At 40.5% G+C, this 23,373-nt stretch carries 27 protein-coding genes and 1 riboswitch; of the genes, 22 read left to right on the top strand and 5 right to left on the bottom strand.

Going from position 1 to position 23,373, the window contains the following annotated elements:
• Nucleotides 1-13 precede the first annotated feature (13 nt).
• From ACFX4L_RS09555 to ACFX4L_RS09545, 3 genes are all read left to right on the top strand, one after another.
• Nucleotides 14-268 carry a biotin/lipoyl attachment domain-containing protein gene (locus ACFX4L_RS09555; RefSeq protein WP_089364895.1) on the top strand — a complete coding sequence of 85 codons (255 nt, stop codon included), beginning with the start codon at nt 14-16 and terminating at the stop codon, nt 266-268.
• Between the two features lie 477 nt (nt 269-745).
• Entirely contained in the window at nt 746-1,423 is a 678-nt protein-coding gene (locus tag ACFX4L_RS09550; RefSeq protein ID WP_284469928.1) for a DUF975 family protein, read from the top strand.
• Nucleotides 1,424-1,548: 125 nt separating this feature from the next.
• Nucleotides 1,549-1,728 (top strand): hypothetical protein, encoded by a 180-nt coding sequence (locus ACFX4L_RS09545; protein ID WP_377404865.1) that lies wholly within the window; start codon nt 1,549-1,551, stop codon nt 1,726-1,728.
• On the opposite strand, the gene ACFX4L_RS09540 is transcribed toward ACFX4L_RS09545, so the two are convergent.
• Complete coding sequence (locus ACFX4L_RS09540) at nt 1,709-1,945, bottom strand: hypothetical protein (protein ID WP_377382248.1); 237 nt, start codon at nt 1,943-1,945, stop codon at nt 1,709-1,711. The two genes, ACFX4L_RS09545 and ACFX4L_RS09540, sit on opposite strands and share 20 nt — an antisense overlap.
• A gap of 449 nt (nt 1,946-2,394) precedes the next feature.
• Between ACFX4L_RS09540 and ACFX4L_RS09535 the strand changes: the two genes are divergently transcribed.
• The 11 genes from ACFX4L_RS09535 to ACFX4L_RS09485 all read left to right on the top strand — a co-directional run bounded on the left by ACFX4L_RS09535 (nt 2,395) and on the right by ACFX4L_RS09485 (nt 15,406).
• Entirely contained in the window at nt 2,395-3,633 is a 1,239-nt protein-coding gene (locus tag ACFX4L_RS09535; protein ID WP_377382404.1) for a cytochrome P450, read from the top strand.
• A 797-nt stretch (nt 3,634-4,430) separates the two neighbouring features.
• Complete coding sequence (locus tag ACFX4L_RS09530; RefSeq protein ID WP_377382251.1) at nt 4,431-5,081, top strand: phosphatase PAP2 family protein; 651 nt, start codon at nt 4,431-4,433, stop codon at nt 5,079-5,081.
• A gap of 82 nt (nt 5,082-5,163) precedes the next feature.
• Complete coding sequence (locus ACFX4L_RS09525) at nt 5,164-5,778, top strand: DedA family protein (RefSeq protein WP_284469932.1); 615 nt, start codon at nt 5,164-5,166, stop codon at nt 5,776-5,778.
• A gap of 171 nt (nt 5,779-5,949) precedes the next feature.
• Nucleotides 5,950-7,581, top strand: a complete 1,632-nt coding sequence (locus ACFX4L_RS09520; RefSeq protein WP_377404862.1) for a spore germination protein — start codon at nt 5,950-5,952, stop codon at nt 7,579-7,581.
• A complete protein-coding gene (locus ACFX4L_RS09515) occupies nt 7,571-8,794 on the top strand; it encodes a Ger(x)C family spore germination protein (protein WP_377404859.1) in 1,224 nt (407 codons plus the stop codon). The genes ACFX4L_RS09520 and ACFX4L_RS09515 overlap by 11 nt, the downstream gene beginning before the upstream one ends.
• A 21-nt stretch (nt 8,795-8,815) precedes the next feature.
• Nucleotides 8,816-9,934: a GerAB/ArcD/ProY family transporter gene (locus ACFX4L_RS09510; protein WP_377404856.1), complete on the top strand. Its 1,119-nt coding sequence runs from the start codon at nt 8,816-8,818 to the stop codon at nt 9,932-9,934.
• An 18-nt stretch (nt 9,935-9,952) separates the two neighbouring features.
• On the top strand, nt 9,953-10,186 hold the full coding sequence (locus ACFX4L_RS09505; protein ID WP_125163426.1) for a YczF family membrane protein: 234 nt from the start codon (nt 9,953-9,955) through the stop codon (nt 10,184-10,186).
• Between the two features lie 189 nt (nt 10,187-10,375).
• The gene (locus tag ACFX4L_RS09500) at nt 10,376-13,597 is read left to right on the top strand and encodes a DEAD/DEAH box helicase (RefSeq protein ID WP_377404853.1); all 3,222 of its coding nucleotides are present in this window, start codon (nt 10,376-10,378) and stop codon (nt 13,595-13,597) included.
• 241 nt (nt 13,598-13,838) lie between these two features.
• Nucleotides 13,839-14,321 carry a DUF2975 domain-containing protein gene (locus ACFX4L_RS09495; protein WP_377382270.1) on the top strand — a complete coding sequence of 161 codons (483 nt, stop codon included), beginning with the start codon at nt 13,839-13,841 and terminating at the stop codon, nt 14,319-14,321.
• 10 nt (nt 14,322-14,331) lie between these two features.
• Complete coding sequence (locus ACFX4L_RS09490) at nt 14,332-14,553, top strand: helix-turn-helix domain-containing protein (RefSeq protein WP_061464508.1); 222 nt, start codon at nt 14,332-14,334, stop codon at nt 14,551-14,553.
• Nucleotides 14,554-14,614: 61 nt separating this feature from the next.
• On the top strand, nt 14,615-15,406 hold the full coding sequence (locus tag ACFX4L_RS09485; protein WP_377382407.1) for a DUF817 domain-containing protein: 792 nt from the start codon (nt 14,615-14,617) through the stop codon (nt 15,404-15,406).
• 161 nt (nt 15,407-15,567) lie between these two features.
• Here the strand turns inward: ACFX4L_RS09485 and ACFX4L_RS09480 are convergent, their stop codons facing one another.
• The 3 genes from ACFX4L_RS09480 to ACFX4L_RS09470 form a co-directional block, all read right to left on the bottom strand.
• The gene (locus tag ACFX4L_RS09480; protein ID WP_061464506.1) at nt 15,568-15,882 is read right to left on the bottom strand and encodes a DMT family transporter; all 315 of its coding nucleotides are present in this window, start codon (nt 15,880-15,882) and stop codon (nt 15,568-15,570) included.
• A complete protein-coding gene (locus tag ACFX4L_RS09475; RefSeq protein ID WP_061464505.1) occupies nt 15,882-16,223 on the bottom strand; it encodes a DMT family transporter in 342 nt (113 codons plus the stop codon). The genes ACFX4L_RS09480 and ACFX4L_RS09475 overlap by 1 nt, the downstream gene beginning before the upstream one ends.
• A 71-nt stretch (nt 16,224-16,294) precedes the next feature.
• Nucleotides 16,295-16,395: riboswitch (guanidine-I (ykkC/yxkD leader) on the bottom strand.
• A 164-nt stretch (nt 16,396-16,559) separates the two neighbouring features.
• On the bottom strand, nt 16,560-17,531 hold the full coding sequence (locus ACFX4L_RS09470) for a DMT family transporter (protein WP_185147811.1): 972 nt from the start codon (nt 17,529-17,531) through the stop codon (nt 16,560-16,562).
• 540 nt (nt 17,532-18,071) lie between these two features.
• Here ACFX4L_RS09470 and ACFX4L_RS09465 point away from each other — a divergent pair.
• A complete protein-coding gene (locus tag ACFX4L_RS09465; RefSeq protein WP_061464502.1) occupies nt 18,072-18,356 on the top strand; it encodes a transition state genes transcriptional regulator AbrB in 285 nt (94 codons plus the stop codon).
• Between the two features lie 65 nt (nt 18,357-18,421).
• On the opposite strand, the gene ACFX4L_RS09460 is transcribed toward ACFX4L_RS09465, so the two are convergent.
• Nucleotides 18,422-18,859 (bottom strand): GNAT family N-acetyltransferase, encoded by a 438-nt coding sequence (locus ACFX4L_RS09460; protein WP_377382277.1) that lies wholly within the window; start codon nt 18,857-18,859, stop codon nt 18,422-18,424.
• 195 nt (nt 18,860-19,054) lie between these two features.
• Here ACFX4L_RS09460 and ACFX4L_RS09455 point away from each other — a divergent pair, with 195 nt between their 5' ends.
• From ACFX4L_RS09455 to ACFX4L_RS09425, 7 genes are all read left to right on the top strand, one after another.
• Nucleotides 19,055-19,582, top strand: a complete 528-nt coding sequence (locus ACFX4L_RS09455; RefSeq protein WP_377404850.1) for a hypothetical protein — start codon at nt 19,055-19,057, stop codon at nt 19,580-19,582.
• 179 nt (nt 19,583-19,761) lie between these two features.
• Entirely contained in the window at nt 19,762-20,310 is a 549-nt protein-coding gene (locus ACFX4L_RS09450) for a YfiT family bacillithiol transferase (RefSeq protein WP_377382283.1), read from the top strand.
• Between the two features lie 121 nt (nt 20,311-20,431).
• Entirely contained in the window at nt 20,432-20,584 is a 153-nt protein-coding gene (locus tag ACFX4L_RS09445) for a hypothetical protein (RefSeq protein WP_377382286.1), read from the top strand.
• Nucleotides 20,572-20,733 (top strand): hypothetical protein, encoded by a 162-nt coding sequence (locus tag ACFX4L_RS09440; RefSeq protein WP_284469945.1) that lies wholly within the window; start codon nt 20,572-20,574, stop codon nt 20,731-20,733. The genes ACFX4L_RS09445 and ACFX4L_RS09440 overlap by 13 nt, the downstream gene beginning before the upstream one ends.
• Nucleotides 20,734-20,775: 42 nt before the next feature.
• On the top strand, nt 20,776-21,261 hold the full coding sequence (locus tag ACFX4L_RS09435) for an SRPBCC family protein (protein WP_284469946.1): 486 nt from the start codon (nt 20,776-20,778) through the stop codon (nt 21,259-21,261).
• A gap of 170 nt (nt 21,262-21,431) precedes the next feature.
• Nucleotides 21,432-21,815 carry a hypothetical protein gene (locus ACFX4L_RS09430; RefSeq protein WP_377382291.1) on the top strand — a complete coding sequence of 128 codons (384 nt, stop codon included), beginning with the start codon at nt 21,432-21,434 and terminating at the stop codon, nt 21,813-21,815.
• 181 nt (nt 21,816-21,996) lie between these two features.
• Nucleotides 21,997-23,352: an arsenic transporter gene (locus ACFX4L_RS09425; RefSeq protein ID WP_377382293.1), complete on the top strand. Its 1,356-nt coding sequence runs from the start codon at nt 21,997-21,999 to the stop codon at nt 23,350-23,352.
• The last annotated feature ends 21 nt before the right edge of the window (nt 23,353-23,373 follow it).

Raw genomic sequence — 23,373 nt, 5'->3', positions numbered from 1 at the left:
GAGGAGTGATTCCGTGTTAAAACCGATTCATACCATCGAGTGTGCTCAGGATGGGACCATCGAACAAGTTTACGTTCAAAAGAATTCCTATGTTTATGAATGGGAGAGGCTCTTTTTAGTGAAAACGAAAGATGGGAAATTGATTGATGTTTCAATTGGTGCAAGTGGTCATATTACTGAAATTAATGTCTCGGCAGGGGATCCTATAAATAGAAAGCTTCCTTTAGCTTTGCTCCAAGACGATTTCGTTATAACTGGCTCTGATTGATCATAGGAAAAAGGGCGTTCCAAGGCGATTTAGCTTTGGGATGCTCTTTTTTTGTTGTGGTCAAATAAATGGTGATGACAAAGCCAGGAAGGAAAAAAGAACTATATAACGAAAAAACTTTTAACCAAGATAAATAAAAGCGCCTTCGCTGACCATACACCTTAACATGGTATGGTTTCGCGAAGGTATTTTTCATTTGGAAAGGGGATATTGCCATATTCCCTTTCATAAACTGTTATACAAACAAGCCAAGTCGATTTGGGAGGTGATCCTGATTGCTCGAAACTGGTTAAGCCGTTTTTCTTTATCCGTGAGTGCTTTCTAGGAATTTAAGCCCATGGCTAGAAATATTATGTTAAAATACTAAGTGAGATTTAGACATCAATTAAAAAGCGGTTTTTCTGAATTCATCCATATTTACAATGAAATGGTGAATGTTCAGAATTCTTCCGTATAAAAAGGGGAGTTAATCAGAGTATGAGAATCTCAGAATTAAAAAGGAAAGCCCTTCATTCGTTGGGAGGTAAATGGGGAGTAGCAGTTTCGCTTATGTTGCTCTTGTTCTTGATCAATTTCATTTTACCTATAATTGTCGATGTGATCGGAAGCGGTGGGTTTTCACAATGGTTCATGCAGGAAGAAACACCGTTATGGTCTGATATCTTCAGCATGGTCTTTTCCATTGCCTTAATCCCGCTTACCATTTCAACCACTTGGTTCTACCTGAATTTGGTTAGGGAAGGAAACCCTGATATTCCAGAAGTATTCGCTATCTATAAGGATGGAAAAACCTCTTTCAAGCTTATTGGGGCATCCATCTTACAAGCTATTTTCATTTTTTTATGGTCATTATTATTAATCATTCCGGGTATCATCAAAGGCATTGCCTATTCGCAGGTGTTTTTCATATTGAAGGATCATCCAGAATACACGGTGCTTGAAGCCATTACAGAAAGCAGAAAAAGAATGAAGGGCTTGAAATGGAAGTATTTCCTTATGCATCTAAGCTTCATAGGTTGGGGCATCCTTTGCATGTTCACGATAGGAATTGGTTTACTATGGTTGTTTCCTTATGTCGGAACTACATTGGCAGCATTCTATAATGAATTGATTGTGCCCCAAGAAGATACTGAAGATAAACAAATAGAGGTATAAAAGATTAACCGATAGCAAATTGGCTATCGGTTTTTTTATTCTCGTTTCTCCTTAAAAAGGTTAAAATGTTAATTTTGCCTGGTGTATAATAAATACTGAGAATGCCATTTTAGGGGGATCACATAGTGAGTAGTTTTAATATTGCTGATCTGATATACCAATTGTTTTGCCTTGTATTTCTAATCCTGATCATTGTTGGCGCCGTATCCCTTTTCCGTTCCAGCAAGCACCGTAAAACCAGACTAGATATCACGGAAAAGAAAATGGATGATTTACATGAACTGATTAAAAGAGGCAAAAATTGACGGCTGCATCGTACAGCCGTTCCAACTGCAAGCAAGCTTGATGAGAATCGAGTTTGCCTGCAGTTTTTTCTTTTAAAAAATTCCAGTTGATTTTAGAAATTCGCTCCCTTGCCGAAAGCGCCTCCGGGGTCTCGGCTAGCAGTTTCGGCAGGAGTGTCGTAAATTTCTTCAATCTAGTAATGGTTTTATTCCATATATGCGGGAAAAGCATGTCCAAGGGAGACCCCAAAGGCGCAAAGACCGCCCGCGGAAAGTTAGTGCCCTGCGTTCCAATCAACGTTCAGGTTTTACAAACTCCGGCAATTATAAAAAAATCTATACTGAAATAACTTAGTCAAAAGCACTGTCCCCGAATTTGAAAAAGAGGATTGGATTTTAAGCATCAATTAAGAGACATAAAAAAATAGAAAAAGAAAGGGAATTGTCAAAAATAAGCAGTTTTACATAGATTGTTGGGAATGTGGGGCAAATTTCATGTGAGGGTGCTGGTATGGAAGATGCATGGTCTGCTACAGTGTTTTACCCTATAATGGAATAGATTCATGTTTAAGGTAAATGGTAAAAGTCTATCAGGAATGCTCGACCCTATTCAAATCGACTGAGATTTAAGAATACTGAACATTCGATCCTTTTGTTAGGTATCTTTGAGAAGTGGGAGGAGTCGGTATCATGAAAGAAGTTATTGCAATAAAAGAATTTACTAGGTTTAAAACACGGACGGAGGAATTTAGTCCGTACGCTTGGTGTAAACGGATGTTAGAAAATGACCATGTGAGTTATCACGAAGGAACGGATACGTGGAATGTTTTTAAATATGAAGATGTGAAGCGGGTTCTCAGTGATTATAAACATTTTTCAAGTGTTCGGAAACGGACTACCATATCGGTTGGAACGGATAGTGGTGAAGGAGCAGTCCCTGAAAAGATCAGAATAACTGAAAGTGATCCACCTGAGCATAGAAAACGCCGCTCTCTGCTGGCCGCAGCATTCACACCTAGAAGTCTTCAAAACTGGGAACCACGCATTCAGGAAATTGCAGATGAATTGATTGGACAAATGGATGAGGACACGGAAATCGATATTGTGCAATCATTGGCGAGTCCGCTTCCGATCATTGTGATGTCAGATTTAATGGGTGTTCCCTCGAAAGATCGTTTATTGTTTAAGAAATGGGTGGATATCTTATTCCTTCCTTTTGATAAAGAAAAACAAGAAGAAGTAAATGAAATGAAGCAAGTGGCAGCAAAAGAATACTATCAATATTTATATCCAATTGTTGTGCAAAAACGATTAAACCCGGCAGATGATATCATCTCAGATCTATTGAAGTCAGAAGTGGATGGGGAAATGTTTACGGATGATGAGGTTGTCCGGACGACCATGCTGATTTTAGGAGCAGGGGTCGAGACAACAAGTCATTTACTGGCCAATAGCTTTTATTCCCTGCTATATGATGACGTTGAAGTTTATCAGGAATTACATGAAAACCTGGATTTGGTTCCGCAGGCGGTCGAAGAAATGCTCCGTTTCCGGTTCAATCTCATTAAATTAGATCGCACCGTACAGGAAGATAACGATCTATTGGGAGTGGAATTGAAAAAAGGGGAAAACGTGGTTGTTTGGATGAGTGCAGCTAATTTGGACGAAGCGATGTTTGAAGACGCCTTCACCCTTAATATCCACCGCCCTAATAATAAGAAACATTTAACATTCGGGAATGGTCCTCATTTCTGCCTAGGAGCTCCGCTAGCGAGGCTAGAAGCAAAGATTGCGCTTACTACATTCCTGAAGAAATTCAAGCATATTGAAGCGGTGCCAACATTCCAGGTAGAAGAAAATCTTACTGATTCAGCGACTGGGCAAACTTTGACATCACTACCGCTTAAGGCACGCCGTACACATTAAAAAACGAAAAGAACCTTGTGCACTAACCTGCATAAGGTTTTTTGCTTGTTGAAGTGAATCCCGAATACATCACGATAAACGAACCAATATCTTTTAAAACCCACCTTACTTCCTTTAGAGTTTCTTCTCTGTCAATTCAGTGCCAAGCCCTTAAAACGGTTGCGATGTCGAAAAATCACTTTTTAGGGTAGTGGTTTCTGCATACCGGGTTAAAGTATTATATAATCAGTTGTCCATCGATATTCTTGGCTTCTTCGATCAATTCTTTTTTGATGGTTCAACACTAATCACCGTTGCTCCTTCATTATATAAAGTACTGCCCAGAACCCCAAATCCAGAACATAGGTCTGCCACCTGAACCTCAGCAAAGTTCATTCCCCTCATTTTTAACTTTCCATCAATTCATCCGGTAAATCATTTCTCCATTCAGCATAATTTTTCGCTACTTGCCGAAATTTACATTCATGCTTCTTTTTCCTTTGGTTTAAGAATGAAAATACAAAATATGTATATTTTGATTGTGCCATGATCGATCATTAGAATGATTAAACAAAATGGTAAGTGAAACGAAACCGAAGATGTAACGATACATGTGAATGTATGAATCTAAAGTAACCTGAAGTTGAGGTGATAATGACCAATAGGGTAGTATGAAAAAGTAGATGGAAGTGTGCTCCGGCATCCTCTGGGTGAGGTTTGCGGGCGATGAAGCCTTTACATTCTGCCTATAATGAAGAAGGTTAGGATAAAATAGATATTTCCATTTGAAACGGTTTCAAAAGTGAAAGGATGTTATTATGAGATTAAAGCAACAATTAACCATTGCCTTTATAGTAAGTGTACTTTCTTTAATAGGGTTCAGTTTCATTGCATTTACCATAAGTGCAAAGGAATACCTGAAATTTGATGAAGTCGTGATTGCCTTAGTGCAGGGATTGGAATCGCCCTTACTAACGAGCATCATGAAGTTCTTTACCTACATAGGTTCAACCAGTGCCTTGATCATCCTTTCCTTGTTCATATTGTTTTTCTTATATAAGGTTTTAAAGCATCGTTTGGAACTAATTTTATTCAGTGCTGTCATAATTGGTTCACCTCTTCTCAATTTGATGGTTAAGCTTTTCTTTAGACGCGCCCGGCCCGATTTACATCGACTCATCGAAATAGGGGGGTACAGTTTCCCTAGTGGACATGCCATGAATGCATTCTCTTTATACAGTATTCTCACATTTTTGCTATGGCGTCATATTACGGCTAAGTGGGCAAGGGTTCTATTGATTCTGTTCAGCATGACGATGATCCTCTCAATAGGTATAAGCCGAATATACTTGGGGGTCCATTATCCTAGTGATATCATTGCCGGATATTTGGCGGGTGGTTTTTGGATTGCGATCTCCATTTGGTTTTTTCAAAGGTATCAAGACCGGCGGAAGAACAAAGATATGTAATAAAGGGACAAGAATATTGCAAGATTAGCAGCCGGAGGGTAACAGGGTCAGATACTGACTCAATACAGTTAGGAGAGATTAAATGGAAAATTGGATTACGGAATTCATGAATGATTTTGGGTATATAGGAATCTTTCTATTAATAGCATTGGAAAATATTTTCCCGCCGATCCCGTCAGAGGTCATTCTGACTTTTGGCGGTTTCATGACGACGACGGCGAATATGACAATTATCGGTGTTGTGATTGCTTCGACACTGGGGTCAGTGGCAGGAGCGGTCGTCCTTTATGGGATTGGTTTACTTCTTGATGTGAAAATAATTGAAAAGTTCGTGGATAGATGGGGGCATATTTTTCGGTTAACGGTATCCGACGTCCATAAGGCGAATTCATGGTTTGATAAGTACGGGGCCTGGACCGTGTTTTTCTGTAGACTCGTTCCGCTGATCAGAAGCTTGATTTCGATTCCTGCAGGCATGTCCCATATGAGCTTTTGGCTCTTTCTGCTATACACTACATCCGGTACGTTAATTTGGAACGTCATCTTGGTGAATATCGGGGCGGCCGTTGGATCTTCGTGGGAAGATATTGTAGGGTATATGGACATTTATTCTAACGTCGTTTATGTAATATTGGCCTTGCTATTGATTCTTTTCGTTGTTTTGATTTTTAGAAGGAATAAAGGCAAAGGGAAATAATTGATTGGGGGCAAACGAAAACGGCACTTTCATTACATAACCGAACATAACCGCCAAAGGCTGTCATTGCGACAGCCTTTTTCTTGTGTGAGCAAGAAGGTGGAACTCAGAATAAAGGGAATGTGCTTTGGACAAAATGAGTGAAACGAAAAAGGAATGAGGTTCGGTGCTATGGCTTCTTTTTTCAAACAAAAAAGACAAATGAAACAAAATGAAAAGAAAAAGGAAGATGAAGGTCAATCCAAAACACCTGATTATATTGAAAGTTCCATTTCGGCCAATCTGGAAATCGTGAAGAATAAGACGGGAAACAGTCCGGACATTATTATCCGAACGTTGAAAATAGGTCAAAATCCGGAAATGAAAACGACTATTTTGTATGTGCAGGGTCTGATTGATAATCCAAGCGTTACGGATTTTTTAATTGAATCTATCATGAAAAACCCTCATCTATCAGAAAAAATACTTCCACAAGAAGCGTTGGATGTAATCTCTGAAGACGTGATTTCCCTCGGTGGTGTAGAAACCGTCAAGGAATGGGAAAAATTATTTTTGTCATTATTATCAGGGGATAGCATCATTTTTGTTGATGGTATAAACATAGCCTTGGTTGCCAGTACAAAAGGGGGGGAACGGCGCTCGATTCAGGAACCAAGCACGCATTTGACTGTCAGGGGATCAAGAGAAGGGTTCACGGAATCGAATGGAACGAACATCGCCATGTTACGCCGCATCATCAATACCCCGGATTTATGGATAGAGTCGATGAAAATAGGCACCGTGACAAAAACGGATGTTTCCATCATGTATATAAATGGGATTGCCAAGGAAGGGATCGTCGAAGAGGTCAAGAAGCGCTTAAACCGAATTAACATCGATAGCATTCTTGAATCAGGATATATTGAGCAATTGATAGAAGACCAGGTCATGACACCATTCCCAACCCTTAATCATACAGAACGGCCGGATATGGTCGCAGGGAACCTACTTGAAGGAAGAGTGGCTATATTCGTTAATGGAACGCCTTTTGTCTTGGTGGCACCGGCCTTATTCGTCCAGTTTTTCCAATCTGTCGAAGATTACTATAATCGCTTCGATATTGCTTCAGCCACACGCTTTTTACGGATCATCGTTTTTATAATCTCTATAATCGGGCCTGCTGTCTATGTTGCAGCCACGACCTTTCACCAGGAAATGATCCCAACGAAGTTGCTGGTCATCGTTGCGGCCCAAAGGGAAACGGTTCCTTTGCCGGCCGTCATTGAAGCGCTTCTCATGGAAATGACTTTTGAAATATTAAGGGAAGCAAGCCTACGGATGCCAAAGGCTGTCGGTTCGACCATGTCCATTGTAGGGGCATTGGTGATTGGGCAGGCTGCAGTCCAGGCTGGCATCGTATCGCCGGCAATGGTCATCATCGTTTCGATCACGGCGATTGCCAGTTTTGCTACCCCATCTTATGCAATAGCCATTTCAGCCCGTATAGTGCGTTTCGGATTTATCATTTGTGCCGGTGTTTTAGGTTTTTATGGCATGATTTTAGCCTTTATCGTCCTTATTGTCCATTTATGCAGCCTTCGTTCACTTGGAGTTCCTTATATGACACCGCTGGCCCCTCTTAATCCGGAAGGGTTAGGCGACACATTCTTCAGAAGACCGATGTGGGCGTTTAAAGAGAGGCCCAAATTAGTAACCAACCCAAATAATCTGATAAGGGAAGGCGATAATCAAAGACCACTGCCTCCTGAATCGCGTGGAATGAAAACTTCTGACCAGAAAAAAGGTGAAGGCAATGAATCGTAAACGATTAGTCCTGCTCTTGATGTTGATCTGCACTACATTCACCTCCGGCTGTTGGGATAAAAAAGAATTAAACGAAATGTCCATCGTTTCGGCAGTGGGAATCGATAAAAATAAAGAAGGGAAATTAGTGGCAACGTTTCAAATTATTAATCCAAGCAATGTTGCGGGAGCTCTTCAAGGGGGCGGCGGAACAAATCCACCCATCTCCATTTATAGGGCCAGCGGAGATAATATATTGGAAATGGATAGTGTTGCTTCAACCAAAATTTCAAGGGATATGTATTTTGCCCATGCAAACCTGATTGTCATAAGTGAGGAAATAGCAAAAGAAGAGGGCATCAACGCGATTTTTGATGCCTTTGAACGTTCCCCGGAATTTAGGGCGACTACGAGGATCGTGATTGCCCGTGGTGTAAAAGCAAGGAATATAGTCGAAACGCTGACGTCAATCGATAAAGTAACAGCTGAAAAAATCATCAGGACAATTGAATCTACGGAAAAACAACAGGGCGGAAGTGTCAATATCAATCTTCAAGAAGTGATCAAGAATCTTGTAAGTACCGGAAAAGAACCGATAATAAGTGGTTTTACCGTGAACGGTCAGAAAGGTAAAGAGGACAAAATGGAGAATACCCAGTCTTCAGATATTCAGGCAAACCCTATAGCAGCTGGTATAGGTGTTTTTAAAGAAGGGAAATTGGTTGACTGGCTGGATGGTGATAAGGCAATCGGATCCATGTGGGTATTGGATAGGATTGAAGGTACCAATCTAAACATGGATTGGAAGGATAAAAAAGACGCAATAACCTATCAGGTGATTCGCCAAAAAACCAATGTTTCGGTAAAAATGGAAAATGGTAAACCTAAGATATTTATAAATGTCCGTGCAGAAGGAGATATTCGCGAAGCGGATGTTCCCTTGAATCTAAATAGTCCGCACGTCCTGATTGATATTGAAAAGAAGTTAGCCAAGAACTTGAAGAAGGAGATGGAAGATGCAATCGTACGGGCCCAAAAAAATAAATCCGATATTTTTGGATTTGGTGAAATCATGCATGAATCCCATCCAAAAGTATGGAAGAAGTTAGAAAAGGATTGGGACGATGTTACTTTTCCTAAACTGGAGGCACAGGTGCAGGTAGAGACTTTCATTCGCCGTACAGGATTACGTAATAAGCCGTATCTTTCAAATATTAAAAAGAGTGATCAATAATGGGAAGGAAGTGGCATCTTCGTGGAAAAGGCACAAATTAGCGGCTATCAGCTGTTCGTCCTTATTTTCCTGTTTGAAATGGGCAGTGCTCTATTGGTTCCTCTTGCAGGAGATGCTAAACAGGGTGCATGGCTAGTCATTCTTATTGCGATGATAGGCGGTTGTTTATTATTTTTCGTTTATTATAGTCTTTTTCGATACTACCCTGATCAGCTGTTAACTGATTTTGTAAGAAATATATTGGGGAACTTCTTAGGAAGGATAGTAGCCTTTTTATACATTCTTTATTTCATATATCTCGCTGCAAGGGTGTTGAGGGATTTCGGGGAGACACTGCTTACTTTTGCCTATCCTCACCTTCCATTATTTTTTGCTAATGCAACATTCATTTTGGTAGTGGTATTTACGGTTCGTAAAGGGATAGAGGTAATGGCAAGGACGGGTGAAATGTTTTTTGTCTTGGAGAATTTACTTTTCCTGACATTCATTTTTCTGATAGTCGTTTCAGGCATGATCCATTTAAACAACTTAAAGCCCGTTTTCGAGATCAGTGGGGCGGAGATGATGAGAATGGCCTTTACTGAAACCATATACTTTCCATTTGGCGAAATCATTGTCTTTTTGATGATTTTTCCTTATTTGAACGAACCTCAGCTAATGAAAAAAATCGGGATCGGGAGTTTGGTTACAGGAGGTATTTTTCTCTCGTTTACAATGGCTATGAACGTAGCGGTACTTGGAGTGGATCTTACAACCCGTTCGCAATATCCTCTGCTTACACTCATTCAGTCCATTGAGATCGCTGGCTTCCTCGAACGCCTTGATGTTTATTTTTTATTGAAGCTGATGATTGGCGGGTTCATCAAGTTAAGTATATTTACCTATGCAGCGTTAACGGGTACGGCGAATGTTTTCAATGTTAAACAGCCTTCCAGACTTGCTTATCCGATCGGCTTTGTCATTTTACTGATTTCCATTGTAATCGCAAGCAACTATTCGGAACATATCCATGAAGGATTAGACGCCGTTCCGATCTATATCCACCTCCCATTTCAAGTGATCATCCCGATGCTTCTCTTGATCATTGCCTTTTTCAAGAATCGAAAAAGAAGCAAGGCCAGCACCAAAATAAGTTCCTAAAAGGGGAATAGATGAAAAATGAAAATTTTCGGTATTACGGTTTTGCTGCTGATTCCATTAGTGGCCTTTTCTTTAGGTATGGATTTTCTTTTAGGATTTGATTTGGATAATTCAATGAAACATGCCTTGAACCCTTTTTTGGTGAAAGAACCGGCTGAACTAATCCTATTTCTTGTTCTTCTTGTGTCCTTATTGTTCAGCTTCATTTATCGAAAAAAAAAGAAAGGCAACAAAGTCAAAGGGCAACAATAAAGTTGCAATTCCCGTTGCTGAACTAAGATAAACTCCATCAATCAAATCTTAATTTGAATGATGGGTTTGTCTTTTTGCTTTTTTGCAACCTCGTATACCCATTTCATAGTATGATGATTAAATGAGCTTTATTTATCAGCGGAATGTAAAATCAATTAACAAAAAAACCTCAGGAGGGAGGACGGCAATTTGGATATCAAATTGAATCAAAAAATCATAAAAGACATGTGCGGGGCCGTCTCCTTCAAAAGAGGGGAAGCTTTTCATCGTGCCAATAAAGTGACATTTCAAAGTTACCGTCCTGATGGTTGTGAAGCAGCGGTTAAAGGAATGGAAGATTTCCATGTCTCGATCGAAGTGGATTCTGTCGGTGGTTTTCAGACTACATGCAGTTGTCCTTCGCTAGCTTCCTACCAAAGGGATTGTCAGCATATTGCAGCCGTACTGCTGTCGGTTTGCGATCATCAGCGAGAGGGAACGATCCCTGATGGCCTAAATGTACCTGGTTCTGATATTTCAGCCAATAAGAAGTTGTCTGAGGGCTTGCTGACCCTATTCAATAATCAGCCTGTACGCAAAAGCGGTCAGCAGCTCCACTTTGAAAACAGGCAATTGCTTGATGCAGAGTTTACGTGTAAACCTGTAAGGATAGTTACTGGACAATATATGTTAGGAATGGAAATGAAAATCGGTTCTTTCAATTTGTTGAATGTCCGGGATTTCCTGAAACGGGTAAAAGAAGGAAAAACTGCCCAATTGACCCTTTCATTTTTATATGACCCTGAATTGCATTGTTTTCATAAGGAAACGGATGCAGTGCTTCAGGAGCTTATTACAGTGATATCGGATGAAAAGGTTTATGTTGATGCCCTTACGGACAAATTTAAATATACAATGGACGATCACTTATTACTTCTGCCTCCATCTTCCTTTCAAAGACTTGTCCCAATCCTTGGTAGGGCGCCATTGGTGAAGCTTGCATATGGAGGCCATACATTTGATGGTCTTTGTTTATCCGGCGAACCGCTTCCTTTACAGTTTGATTTTACCCAAAGCGAGGGCGAAGATTATCAGCTGAATATTAAAGGTTTGAATGAGATGATGGTGATGAATGCATACAAAATGGTCCTATTTGAAGGGAATTTGGTTCAGCTCGAAAAAGAGGATTGCAAACGCCTTTCAGAATTGAAGCAAATGCTCGAGGATTCGGGAATGAATCGAATTCCAATCCATCATGACCAACTGGAATTATTCCTGGACAAAGTGGTACCAGGTTTGAAAAGGCTCGGTGAAGTCCATATAGCAAGGTCCATCACCCAACTGTTTTTGAAGACACCGCTGGTTGCTAAGCTATACTTGGATCGAGTGAAAAACAGGCTGCTTGCGGGGCTGGAATTCCACTATGAAAATATCGTGATCAACCCATTGGAAAAACAGGAATCCAAGGCGGTCGCCATGCTTATAAGGGATTTAGATAAGGAGGCGGAGATACTAAAGCTTATGAAGGAAAGCCTGTTTGCCGAGACTGACGGCGGCTATTTCTTACATAATGAAGAGCTGGAGTATGAGTTTTTATACCACATCGTTCCAAAACTTCAAAAGCTGGTACAAATCTATGCCACGACAGCTGTCAGAAACCGGATTTCCCGTGGGAATGCTGCACCCCGCATTAGGGTCAAAATCAAAAAAGAACGGACTGATTGGCTCGAATTCAAATTTGAAATGGATGCGATCCCCGATAAACATATACGTGAGGTCTTAGCAGCGCTTGAAGAGAAAAGGAAGTACTATCGTTTAAGAAATGGATCGCTGCTTTCCCTTGAAACAAGGGAGTTCGAGGAAATCAATCGGTTTCTGAATGCACTTCCCGTACAAAATGAAGACCTGGAAAACAGTCTGAACATGCCAATCGTAAAAGGGCTGCAACTCCTTGATTCCGTTAATGACAGCCAGACATTCACATTAGAGGAATCATTCCGTCAGTTTTTGGATAACATCGGGAATCCGAGTGCCTTGGAGTTCATGGTGCCAAATAGTCTTGGGCCGATTTTGCGCGATTATCAAAAGAACGGCTACAAATGGATGAAAATACTTGCCCAATACGGATTTGGCGGGATTCTGGCTGATGATATGGGACTGGGCAAAACACTGCAAAGCATCACATTCATTTTATCTGAGCTGCCTGAAATCCGTAAGAAAAGGGTTCCTGCGCTTATTGTCTGCCCTTCATCATTAACCTACAATTGGCTGAGCGAATTCACTAAATTCGCCCCTGATATACAAGCCGTCGTCGTGGATGGCCATAAAAAGGAAAGGTCGAAGCTGTTTAAGGAAGTAATGGACGTGGATGTAGTGATCACCTCTTATCCATTGCTCCGGAAGGATATCACGTGGTTTGAAAAAGAGGACTTCCATACGGTGTTTTTCGATGAGGCACAGGCCTTTAAGAACCCAGGGACACAAACGGCACGAGCGGCCAAGAAAATAAAAGCGGCACATCGCTTCGCGTTAACTGGTACACCCATCGAGAATTCACTAGAAGAACTTTGGTCCCTTTTCCATGTGGTATTCCCTGAACTATTCATGGGGTTAAAGGAGTATAGTAACCTCTCAAGGAAACAGATTTCCCGGAGAATCCGGCCATTTTTGCTGCGGAGAATGAAAGAGGATGTGCTTTCGGAACTCCCGGAAAAAGTCGAATCGCTGGAATCGATGGAACTGCTTCCAGATCAGAAGAAACTGTACGGCGCCTATCTGGCGAAGCTGCGGCATGATACGCTGAAACACTTGGACAAGGACACCCTCAGGAAAAATCGGATCAGGATCCTCGCTGGCTTGACCCGGCTTCGGCAAATATGCTGTCACCCCGCCTTATTTGTGGACGGTTATAAAGGCAGCTCGGCAAAATATGAGCAACTGATGCAAATTGTTGAAGAATCGAAGCTTTCTGGAAGACGGGTACTGATTTTCTCGCAATTTACAAAAATGCTTCAAATCATCGGCAGGGATTTGGCTATTAAAGGACAGGTCTTTTTCTACTTGGATGGACAAACTCCATCAAAGGAACGTGTGGAAATCTGCAATCGGTTTAATGCAGGAGAACGGGATGTATTCCTCATTTCATTGAAAGCGGGCGGTACGGGTCTCAATCTGACGGGTGCCGATACAGTCATTCTATATGACCTTTGGTGGAATCCAGCAGTGGAAGAACAAGCCGCGGACCGTGCCCATCGAATGGGGCAGAAGAATGTGGTTCAGGTCATCAAACTTGTTGCCCGTGGCACAATTGAAGAAAAAATGAATGAACTGCAAGAGAAAAAGAGACACCTTATTGAAGAAATCATCGACCCTGGGGAAAAATCATCATCTGCACTTACAGAGGAGGATATCAGGGAAATCCTGATGATATAAGGAGAGGGATACGGTTACACAGACCAGTAGAGCTAAGGGGAACCATAGTTATTAATTTATGAATTGAATAGTTTAGTTATGGAGCATTTCTTCGTAATGAGGAATGCTTTTTTATTTTTTTTAAAATGAAAAGGATATTTCGGTAACAATAATAATACAATAAAAAACAACAATGTTTTATTGTAAAACGATAAAAGGTGTGTTAAATTCAAATGGACAAAAAATTAATGAGGTGCTTTTTATGAAACAAGTGTCAACGATCTTTTTAAAGATAGCTGTTATTCTTATTGGAATGCCGATTCTTGCTTTGTGCATCTTTTTGGTGCCTGGGATAGCGAAGTTTGCAGCAGAATTGTATCCGGATATGGCTTATTTGAAATATCTCGTTTTAATCGATTTGTATGCATCGGTGATACCATTTTACTTTGCTCTATATCAAGCTTTTAAACTTTTAAGCTTTATTGACAAGAACAAAGCTTTCTCGGAATTATCCGTAAGAGCTTTAAAAAAGATAAAATACTGTGCAATCACAATCAGTAGCTTGTATGTGGCAGGCATGCCGCTCTTTTATCTTATGGCGGAAATGGACGACGCCCCAGGTATCATATTAATCGGATTGGTCGTCATTTTTGCTTCAATGGTGATTGCAGTCTTTGCTGCTGTTCTTCAAAGGCTTTTACAAGAAGCCATCGATATAAAATCAGAAAATGACTTAATAGTCTGAGGTGGAAAACATGGCAATTATAATCAATATTGATGTGATGCTCGCTAAAAGGAAAATGAGTGTTACAGAACTTTCTGAGAGGGTTGGAATAACGATGGCTAACCTTTCCATATTGAAAAACGGTAAGGCAAAAGCGATTCGATTATCCACTTTAGAGTCAATTTGTAAGGCTTTGGAATGTCAGCCCGGAGATATTTTAGAATACCGAAATGATGAAGATACCCAAGGTTAAAAAGTGGAAGAAAGGGGAGTTACTCATGAATTTAACCATTAAAAAAGTGGAGGCACCAATCATGAGAGCACTGAAACAACTCGTTCGTTTTGGTTGGGAGCAAGCCCTGTCATGTTTGTTTCCTGCCGTTATTTTTGCTTCTTTGGCCATTACAAGATTCATTCCGCTTCCCTTCCTGCCACGGTATGACTGGCTGCTCATCATCTGCCTTCTGATGCAGTGGTGGATGGTGCGTTCTAGGCTTGAAACAAGAGATGAGCTAAAGGTTATCACATTGTTCCACCTTATTGGACTTGCACTTGAACTTTTCAAGGTACATATGGGCTCCTGGACTTATCCAGAGGAAGGATATTTCAAAATTTTTGGAGTGCCTCTTTATAGCGGATTCATGTACGCAAGTGTAGCGAGTTATCTTTGCCAGGCGTGGAGGAGGTTAAAGGTCGAACTGGTCAAGTGGCCACCATATTTGGTCGTTGTACCTCTTGCTGCTGCTATTTATTTAAATTTTTTCACACACCATTATTGGATTGATGTTCGTTGGTGGTTATCCGGACTTGTTATCATCGTCTTTTGGCGATCATTGGTCATATACGAGGTTGGTGGAACTCGTTATCGTATGCCAATCGCACTTTCATTTATGCTCATCGGATTTTTTATATGGATAGCTGAAAATATCGCAACATTCTTTGGAGCTTGGGAGTATCCAAACCAAACCGATGCATGGAGTCTCGTTCATCTAGGAAAGGTAAGCTCATGGCTCTTATTAGTGATTGTTAGCTTCCTTATAGTAGCGACGCTAAAACAGGTTAAGGGGAACGATTCCACTAAGATGGATGCAAGTCAATTTTTATAAAATGACTTCACGTGAAAAATTCTTCTTAATTCAAGTTAGGTAAAAAGACGGCACATAATATATATGTACCGTCTTTGATTTTCTATGCTTTTATAAAAAATTGTAGTGTATATTCCTTTTTTTCTTTTGGAATTTCTACGAAAAATCGCCTTCATTCATTCCTATGAAACAAGTTTTAATCCCACTGCTGCACCAAGGACCATGGCTATAAAAACGATCCTTCTCCAATCTTTGGATTCTCCATATAAGAGCATCCCGATTATCGCTCCTCCTGATGCGCCAATCCCTGTCCAGATAGCATAAGCTGTCCCCATCGGCAAGGTTTGCATGGCGTAAGCAAGAAATAGAAAACTTGCTCCAAATCCGATGAATAACAGTAGCAAGGATTGCCAATTCCGGTCTTTATGCAATTTATTTATCATCGCAACCCCAAACATTTCAAATAGCCCCGCTAAGATTAAAGAGACCCAAGCCATTAAGATTCATCCCCTTTCTCAGCCTTATCATCAGTCACTAGCTTCAAGCCGATCACCCCTGATAATAAGAGGAGGATCAATAGCATTTTGCTCAGCTTGAAGGATTCTCCAAAGAAAATGATTTCGGAAAAAACGGTCCCCGCGGTCCCCATACCGACAAAAACGGCATATACCGTTCCGACAGGAAGCTTCCTTCCAGCCATAATCATCAAATAAAAACTGATGATGATCGAAATGACCGTTCCAGACCAAGTCCAAAAGTCATCTGCATGTTTTAAGCCAATCACCCAAAATACTTCAAAAAAAGCTGCAATGAATACTTTAATCCAGTTTGTGCCCATGAAATATCGCACCTCCGATTTTATTCTTTACCAAAAAAACAAAAAAGCCCAAGAGATAACCGTTAAACGGTTTCTCCCAGGCTTTTATCCTTCCGTGACACAGCATGCTGTGAGTTTTCTCTCGGACCAGACCAGCAATAGAACGCACTGCGGAACCCTAGAAAACCTTTGACATATACAATTACCTTTCATTATACATACTTTTTGAACTTACTCAAGGTAAAAGTTTAATGAAAAAAATGAATGGTGAACTTTTTTGCCACTCTAAAAATCATCAATTTATCATGACCTGTCAATGGTAAAAAAGAGCGTAACAGTTTCTTTTTTTCTTGCTATTTAAGCACTCACGGTCCGTTTCCGTGATGAACCTTCTTTTTTATGTGACACATAGCTATGAAGGATCATTCCTATGATAACGATAAAGATGCCGAACCACGATAACGGAGAAGGAATCGGTAACGATAGGAATAGTAATTCGCCAGCTAAGGCAAAAAGCACCTCCATTGATTGAGTAGCTTCAACTGAAGCCAACTTCTGCATATTTCCGCTTACCAAATCAGTCGCTTTGAAAAAAAGGACCGTGGCAATGACACCAGAAAATAGTGCTACCAAAAGGGATTGGAAACTCTGCATCTTCGTCGGGGCCCCTACTGTAAAGAAACCGTACAATGAAAGCAGAAACCAGAAAGGCAGACTCGCCAACGTCATTCCTAATACACGTTGATAAGCATCCAAACGTCCTTCGGATACTTCCATCATTTTTCGATTTCCCAAAGGGTATGCAAACGAGGCGATAACGATGGGGATGACCCCCAACCAGAGATTGGCCATTGAAATGTGCTTGGTGTGTTCGAGTTGCATCAGGATGATCCCAAGCAGAATGATCATGGACATGAGGAGGCCTTTCACAGAAACCTTACCTCTTTGCCTTTCGAGCCCATCCTTCGTTTGGACATTTTCAAAAAACAGCGGCGCAAGTAATGCACCCGAAATGATCGTGATTTGCCAAGTGCCGGCGATTAGCCAGCCAGGTGAGTAGGCGGATGCAAAGCATAAAGGAGCATAGAACAACCCAAATCCTACAAAACTCCAAAGCAGCCAAGGTCCCGGCCGTTCTCTCATCACCCGTAAAAGGGGGCGCAGGTTTTTTCTGCTTAATACGATACATAGCAAAAAAGGCACCATAAAGATATATCGAAGTGAAGCACTCCATATCCAACTTCCACCAGACAACTCCATGGATTGATTTAAAACAAACGTGAATGCAAAAAAGAAAGCAGAACAAATACCTAATATAATCGGACGCAATTGACTCACCTCAATCTGTTTTATGAGCCAGTAATTAGCCAAGACTCTTTAAGTGTGGCAATCGTTTCGGCTTTCTTCTTATTATAAAAGACTTTAAAACATTCTTATCAGAAGTATCACGTTCCACTGCATCAAAGGCAGAAGAAAAAATTTTCGAAATTTTAAAATCCATCCATTTAAATTGTCCTTCAAATGCAAAAGAAAATCAACAGGATTCTTTAAGACTAGTGATATTCCTTCTCCATCATTCGACATGGAATGAAAGGAGTTGTTGTTAAAAATAAAATGGGAACGTTGGCAGTGTAACTGTAAAATTAGTAATATATACCATCATAATAACAGGGAATGGCGGTATGACGGGCTTTATGAAGGGTTTACTAAAATTGAATGTAAAAATGTTATTAAGGCAGATAATATACGAAGATACGAGAATTGACGAATATGGTAGGGAGTGGTATCTTAATAGAAGTGCAAATAATGTCGAATGGTGACGAAATATATAGAATCCCCATTTGAAAGAAAATTAGTGAGGTAAATTATATGAAATCTACAGGTATTGTACGTAAAGTTGACGAATTAGGACGGGTAGTCATTCCAATTGAATTACGCCGTACATTAGGAATTAATGAGAAAGACGCTTTGGAGATCTACGTAGAACAAGAGCGCATAATCCTTCAAAAATATAAACCAAACATGACTTGTCAAGTAACAGGTGACGTTTCCGATGACAATATGAAACTTGCTGACGGTAAATTAATACTTAGCGCTGAAGGTGCTGAACTTCTTATTAAAGAAATTCAAGCCAGCCTGGAAACCGCTAAATAATTAGTTTTCTAGATAAATAGCATTAAAGTGTAGGGAAAAGAAAATTTTCCCTACACTTTTTTATATTAAATGGTGAAATGATAAAAATAATTCGATTCACGAACGAAACCAATTTTCTCGTAAAGCTTTTGTGCATTTACATTATCCTTACCTGTCTCAAGTAAAACCCCCTTGGCACCTGTTTCCCGTGCGTAAGTGATGGCCGCCTTCAATAACTCCTCGCCAAATCCTTTTTTGCGGGCGGACTCTTTCACGTATAAATCGTTCAATACCCATGACCGCACCATACTTACAGATGAAAAGGAAGGGTATAATTGAACAAAACCAATAGGATTCCCTTCTTCAAACGCCATAAAAACCACAGACTCTCCATTCGTCAGTCTTTCTCTTAAAAACTCCCTTGCACGATCAGGATCGGATGTTTGCTCATAAAACACCCTGTATAAATCAAAAAGTTCTGTCAGAGTTTCAAGCTCAAGTATTGTCGCTTTCTGAATGCTCATTTGGAAACCCCCATTGCTAGAATACTCTTAATTTACCATTTTTTTATGCTTTATGATATAAATCCCACTAAAAAATGAATAGTTCCCAGCTCAATATTCAGGAACCAAAAAGGCACCATCCTGAATTTTTTCATAACTAAGAGGGCTTTTAAACACAAGATGAGCAGCAAACTCATGAGATAAGAACGTTTACTCATGAATTTAGTGGATTTACTCGTGAAATTAGGCCATTTACTCGTGAAATTGGATCAAATACTCGTGAATTTGATCTTTACTCGCCTGAATGAGCAGCAGACTCATGAGATAAGAGCGTTTACTCGTGAAATTGGATCAAATACTCGTGAATTGATCTTTACTCGCCTGAATGAGCAGCAAACTCATGAGATAAGAGCGTTTACTCGTGAAATAAGTGGATTTACTCGTGAAATTGGGTCATTTACTCGTGAAATTGGATCAAATACTCGTGAATTGATCTTTACTCGCCTGAATGAGCAGCAAACTCATGAGAAAAGAGCGTTTACTCGTGAATTTAGTGGATTTACTCGTGAAATTGGATCAAATACTCGTGAATTGATCTTTACTCACATGAATGAGCAGCAAACTCATGAGATAAGAGCGTTTACAAGTGAATTTATTTGTGTATCAAGTCCTAATATATTACCAGATACGTTAACGTCAAGATCGAGCTTTTATTTTTCATCCTTGAAAACAGTTTTTACTTAATGATGTGGATGGAAGCATAGATGTCTTGATTATTCAATCCAGCGTATAGCGGATTAATTAGAAAAGCGATCAAGATCAATATAGGGGTTGCATTAGCTAAGGGTTGCAAGTATAAAGGACTTGTCAGCATTGATAAAGAATTATATATAGGTGCATTGAACATAAAGGGGGAGAATGAGATGGATTTGAGATACCCGATTGGAAGGTTTCAGTTTGATGGGGAAATTACTAGTGGTGTGGCCGAGGGCTGGATCACGGAGATTGAGGCTTTGCCTGGAATGCTGCGGGAGGCAGTAGGCAGCATGGATGATGAACAGCTTGATACGGCTTATCGTCCTGGAGGATGGACGGTCCGCCAAGTCGTGCATCATGTTGCTGATAGTCATATGAATGCCTATATTCGCTTTAAATTGGCCCTTACGGAAAATAGCCCGGTCATTAAACCGTATGAGGAGGGGCGATGGGCAGAGCTGCCTGATTATGATTTGCCGATTGATATTTCTTTATCACTAATCGAAGCGGTACACACCCGCTTAGGCAAACTTTTATCACGCCTTCATGCAGACGATCTGAACCGGGCATTCATCCATCCTGATTCGGGAGAGGTAACGGTCGGTGAAAATATTGGCATTTATGCATGGCATGGCCGCCATCATCTTGCTCACATTACTTCTTTATCAAAGCGTCCGGGGATGGTGAATATAACTGTATCTCCTGAAAGTGAGTGAAAACTGTGAGTGCTGATGTGAGAGTAGAAAGTTTAACATCAATTGGAGCCTGTCTTAATGAGCTTTCGGACCTTTTGATGCAGGTGGTGGAAGATGGCTTGTCCATTGGTTTTTCCCTCCCATGAAACGGTCTTTAGTTCATTCCTATTGGGAGAGTGCCATAAATCCTGATGTAATTCTATTTGTCGCTAAATGGGTGAGACAGCCGGAAGTGTACAGATACATTTATGCTCAAAGCGGAACGGGGGCCATCGGGCGGAAATGGCAAAATTAATGACGTATACTGAGTATAGACGAGGCCGTTCAATCATGCAGCAGGCTGAGGAGTGGCAAGGAGGGACGGACATTGATGCAAGGGAAGTTTCCTGTATCTCAAAAGGAGAATTCCATCCTACCATTTTTTATCATAAAAATCAGATCTAGTAGGCCGGAACATTTGGACGAATTGAATGGGGAGGAATGTATATGCAAGCTGTAATCGAAAAAGAAAGAAATGGGATCATCGCAAGATTCGATCGCCAGCTCAATCATTCGGTGGAAAAGGTATGGGGTGCTTTAACTGAGAATGATCAGGTGGAAAAGTGGATGTCCAACCTGGAAATGAAGGACCTTCGAAAAGACGGGACCATAAAATTCAATATGAATGATGGGTCAGGGGACTCCTTTGATATGAAGATAAGGGATTTTCAGGAATCTGCCGTTTTAGATTTTGAATGGGGTGACGGCTGGGTTCGTTTCGAGGTATCCCCTGAAAAGGATGGATGCTCATTAGTATTGAAAGAATCCATCCGGCCAGTTAATGATCATACATCAAAAGATTTGGCAGGCTGGCATGTTTGCCTAGATATGTTAAGAGATTTACTGGATGGTCAATATAAGGATTTTCCAATGGATGAATGGGAAAAATGGCATAAGGAATATACGATCGCCGTCAAACGTATTGATGGATGAATGGCATGCAGGCTGATACATAAGGATTATAATAGGCGCAATAGGTCAGCCATTCACCAAGGCGAATAAAAGGTAAGGGAAGGCACTTGCTTTTATGGAAATGATCAGCATCAATCAGCAGACCGGGATATCATCAGTCGGTCTGCTTTTATATTAAAATAATGCATTAGATGTTCGTATCATTTTCACTGGTACGCATTTCCTGTTTAATTTCATTCATTCTGTTTTTTTTTCCACGATCCATTGAAAGCATCTATCTACAAAAAGAAACGGTCGTTAAAGTGATAGAGGAAATAACCGCCGTATCTCAGCAAACGACGGCTTCATCAGAAGAAATTGCATCATCGATGGAAGAACAAGCCGCTTCATCCAATGAACTGGCGCAATATACGCAGCAGCTTACACAGCTAATAAATGATTTGGAGCATACGCTGGGGGAATTCCAGATAAAGAATGAGAAGACCGGAAACATAAGCTTTGCAAAAAGGGAGGCCACTAAAGTGGTTTTCCCTTTTTTGTGGGGTACGATGGACCGCCATACTATCATTCTGTAGGCACCTAACCATGATTCTTGGAAAGGGGCATCTCTCTTTAGTGGACAAAATGACTAGAAGTACAAAGGTACAATTTGGAGGGACTGGTTATATATCCATGCTTTTTTTACAAAGGTGAATAGTATATAGGAATCGGACAAGTAGGATCCAATGGCTCAAGGCCCAAAAAGGGGAGAACTACATGCATTTTGAAATTGGAATGACTATTTTTGTGTTCGCCATGACAATGATAGTTATATTATGGAGGCCGGGAGGAATAAATGAAGCATGGCCAGCTTCAATCGGTGCTGTGATTATTTTACTGACTGGCATAGTATCCCATGGCGATATTTTGGATATTATCAATAAAATCGGGGGCGCATCGATCACCATCATGGCAACGATTGTCATGGCTGTTATATTGGAAAGTTTTGGATTTTTTCATTGGGCGGCTGCAAGACTTGCCAGCCTTGCAAGAGGATCGGGGTATCGCCTGTATTGGTACATTCAATTATTGTGTTTTTTAATGACCCTGTTATTCAATAATGACGGCAGCATCATGATTACGACCCCCATCTTGATTTTGCTTCTGAAAAATCTTAGATTAAAACCACATGAGGCCATCCCGTATCTTTTGAGTGGGGCATTGATTGCAACAGCTTCAAGTGCGCCTATTGGCGTGAGTAATATTGTTAATTTAATCGCATTGCAAATCGTGCATATGACGCTTTATATGCATACTGCCATGATGTTTGTACCTGCAACTCTGGGGTTGGTCTTTATGTCATGGTTGATGTTCGTAGTGGTCAAGAAAAAATTGCCTAAGAAATTACCGGATATTTCTTATGACATTGAGGAAAGTTTCTTTACTAAGAATTTCCATCCTTTAAAGGGGAAAATGACAGTTGAAACAAAAAGGCAACGCACAAAGTTCATGTTGAAAGTATTGCTCTATGTGTTCGTGGTGCGCTGTTTACTCTTTGTAGCTTCTTATTTTTCCATTCCAATTGAGTGGGTTGCTGTACTTGGTTCTTTATCTTTACTGGTATGGAGATGGTATCATTTACGGACAAATCCTGTCGATATCTTAAAAAAGACCCCATGGCACATCCTGATATTCGCATTCTCCATGTATGTCATCATTTATGGTCTCCACAATGTAGGACTTACAACCATACTTGTAGAGATATGCGAACCGATTGTTAACCAAGGGTTAATGAGTGCGAGCCTTGTCATGGGAGGATTGGTTTCGATCCTATCGAACATCTTCAACAATCATCCGGCATTAATGATAGGCACCATTACCTTAACGGAAATGGGACTTGATCCAATCACCTTAAAAACTATCTATCTAGCTAATATAATCGGTAGTGACATGGGATCATTGTTATTGCCCATCGGTACTCTTGCCTCGCTTATCTGGATGCATATCCTGAAACAGAACAAAATGAAAATAAAGTGGAAAGATTATTTAAGCGTATCCCTGATAGTCATACCCATAACAACAGTGGTGACACTGCTATTATTATATTATTGGGTGCAAATGATTTTTAGCTGAATAAACCTCTAGGAGGAGATA

The sequence above is a fragment of the Peribacillus sp. YIM B13482 genome, from assembly GCF_042787975.1.
In the GTDB taxonomy this organism is placed as follows: Bacteria; Bacillota; Bacilli; order Bacillales; family DSM-1321; genus Peribacillus; species Peribacillus simplex_A.
The sequence above is the reverse complement of the archived record's forward strand: the minus strand, read 5'-3'. Positions and strand labels throughout refer to the sequence as shown.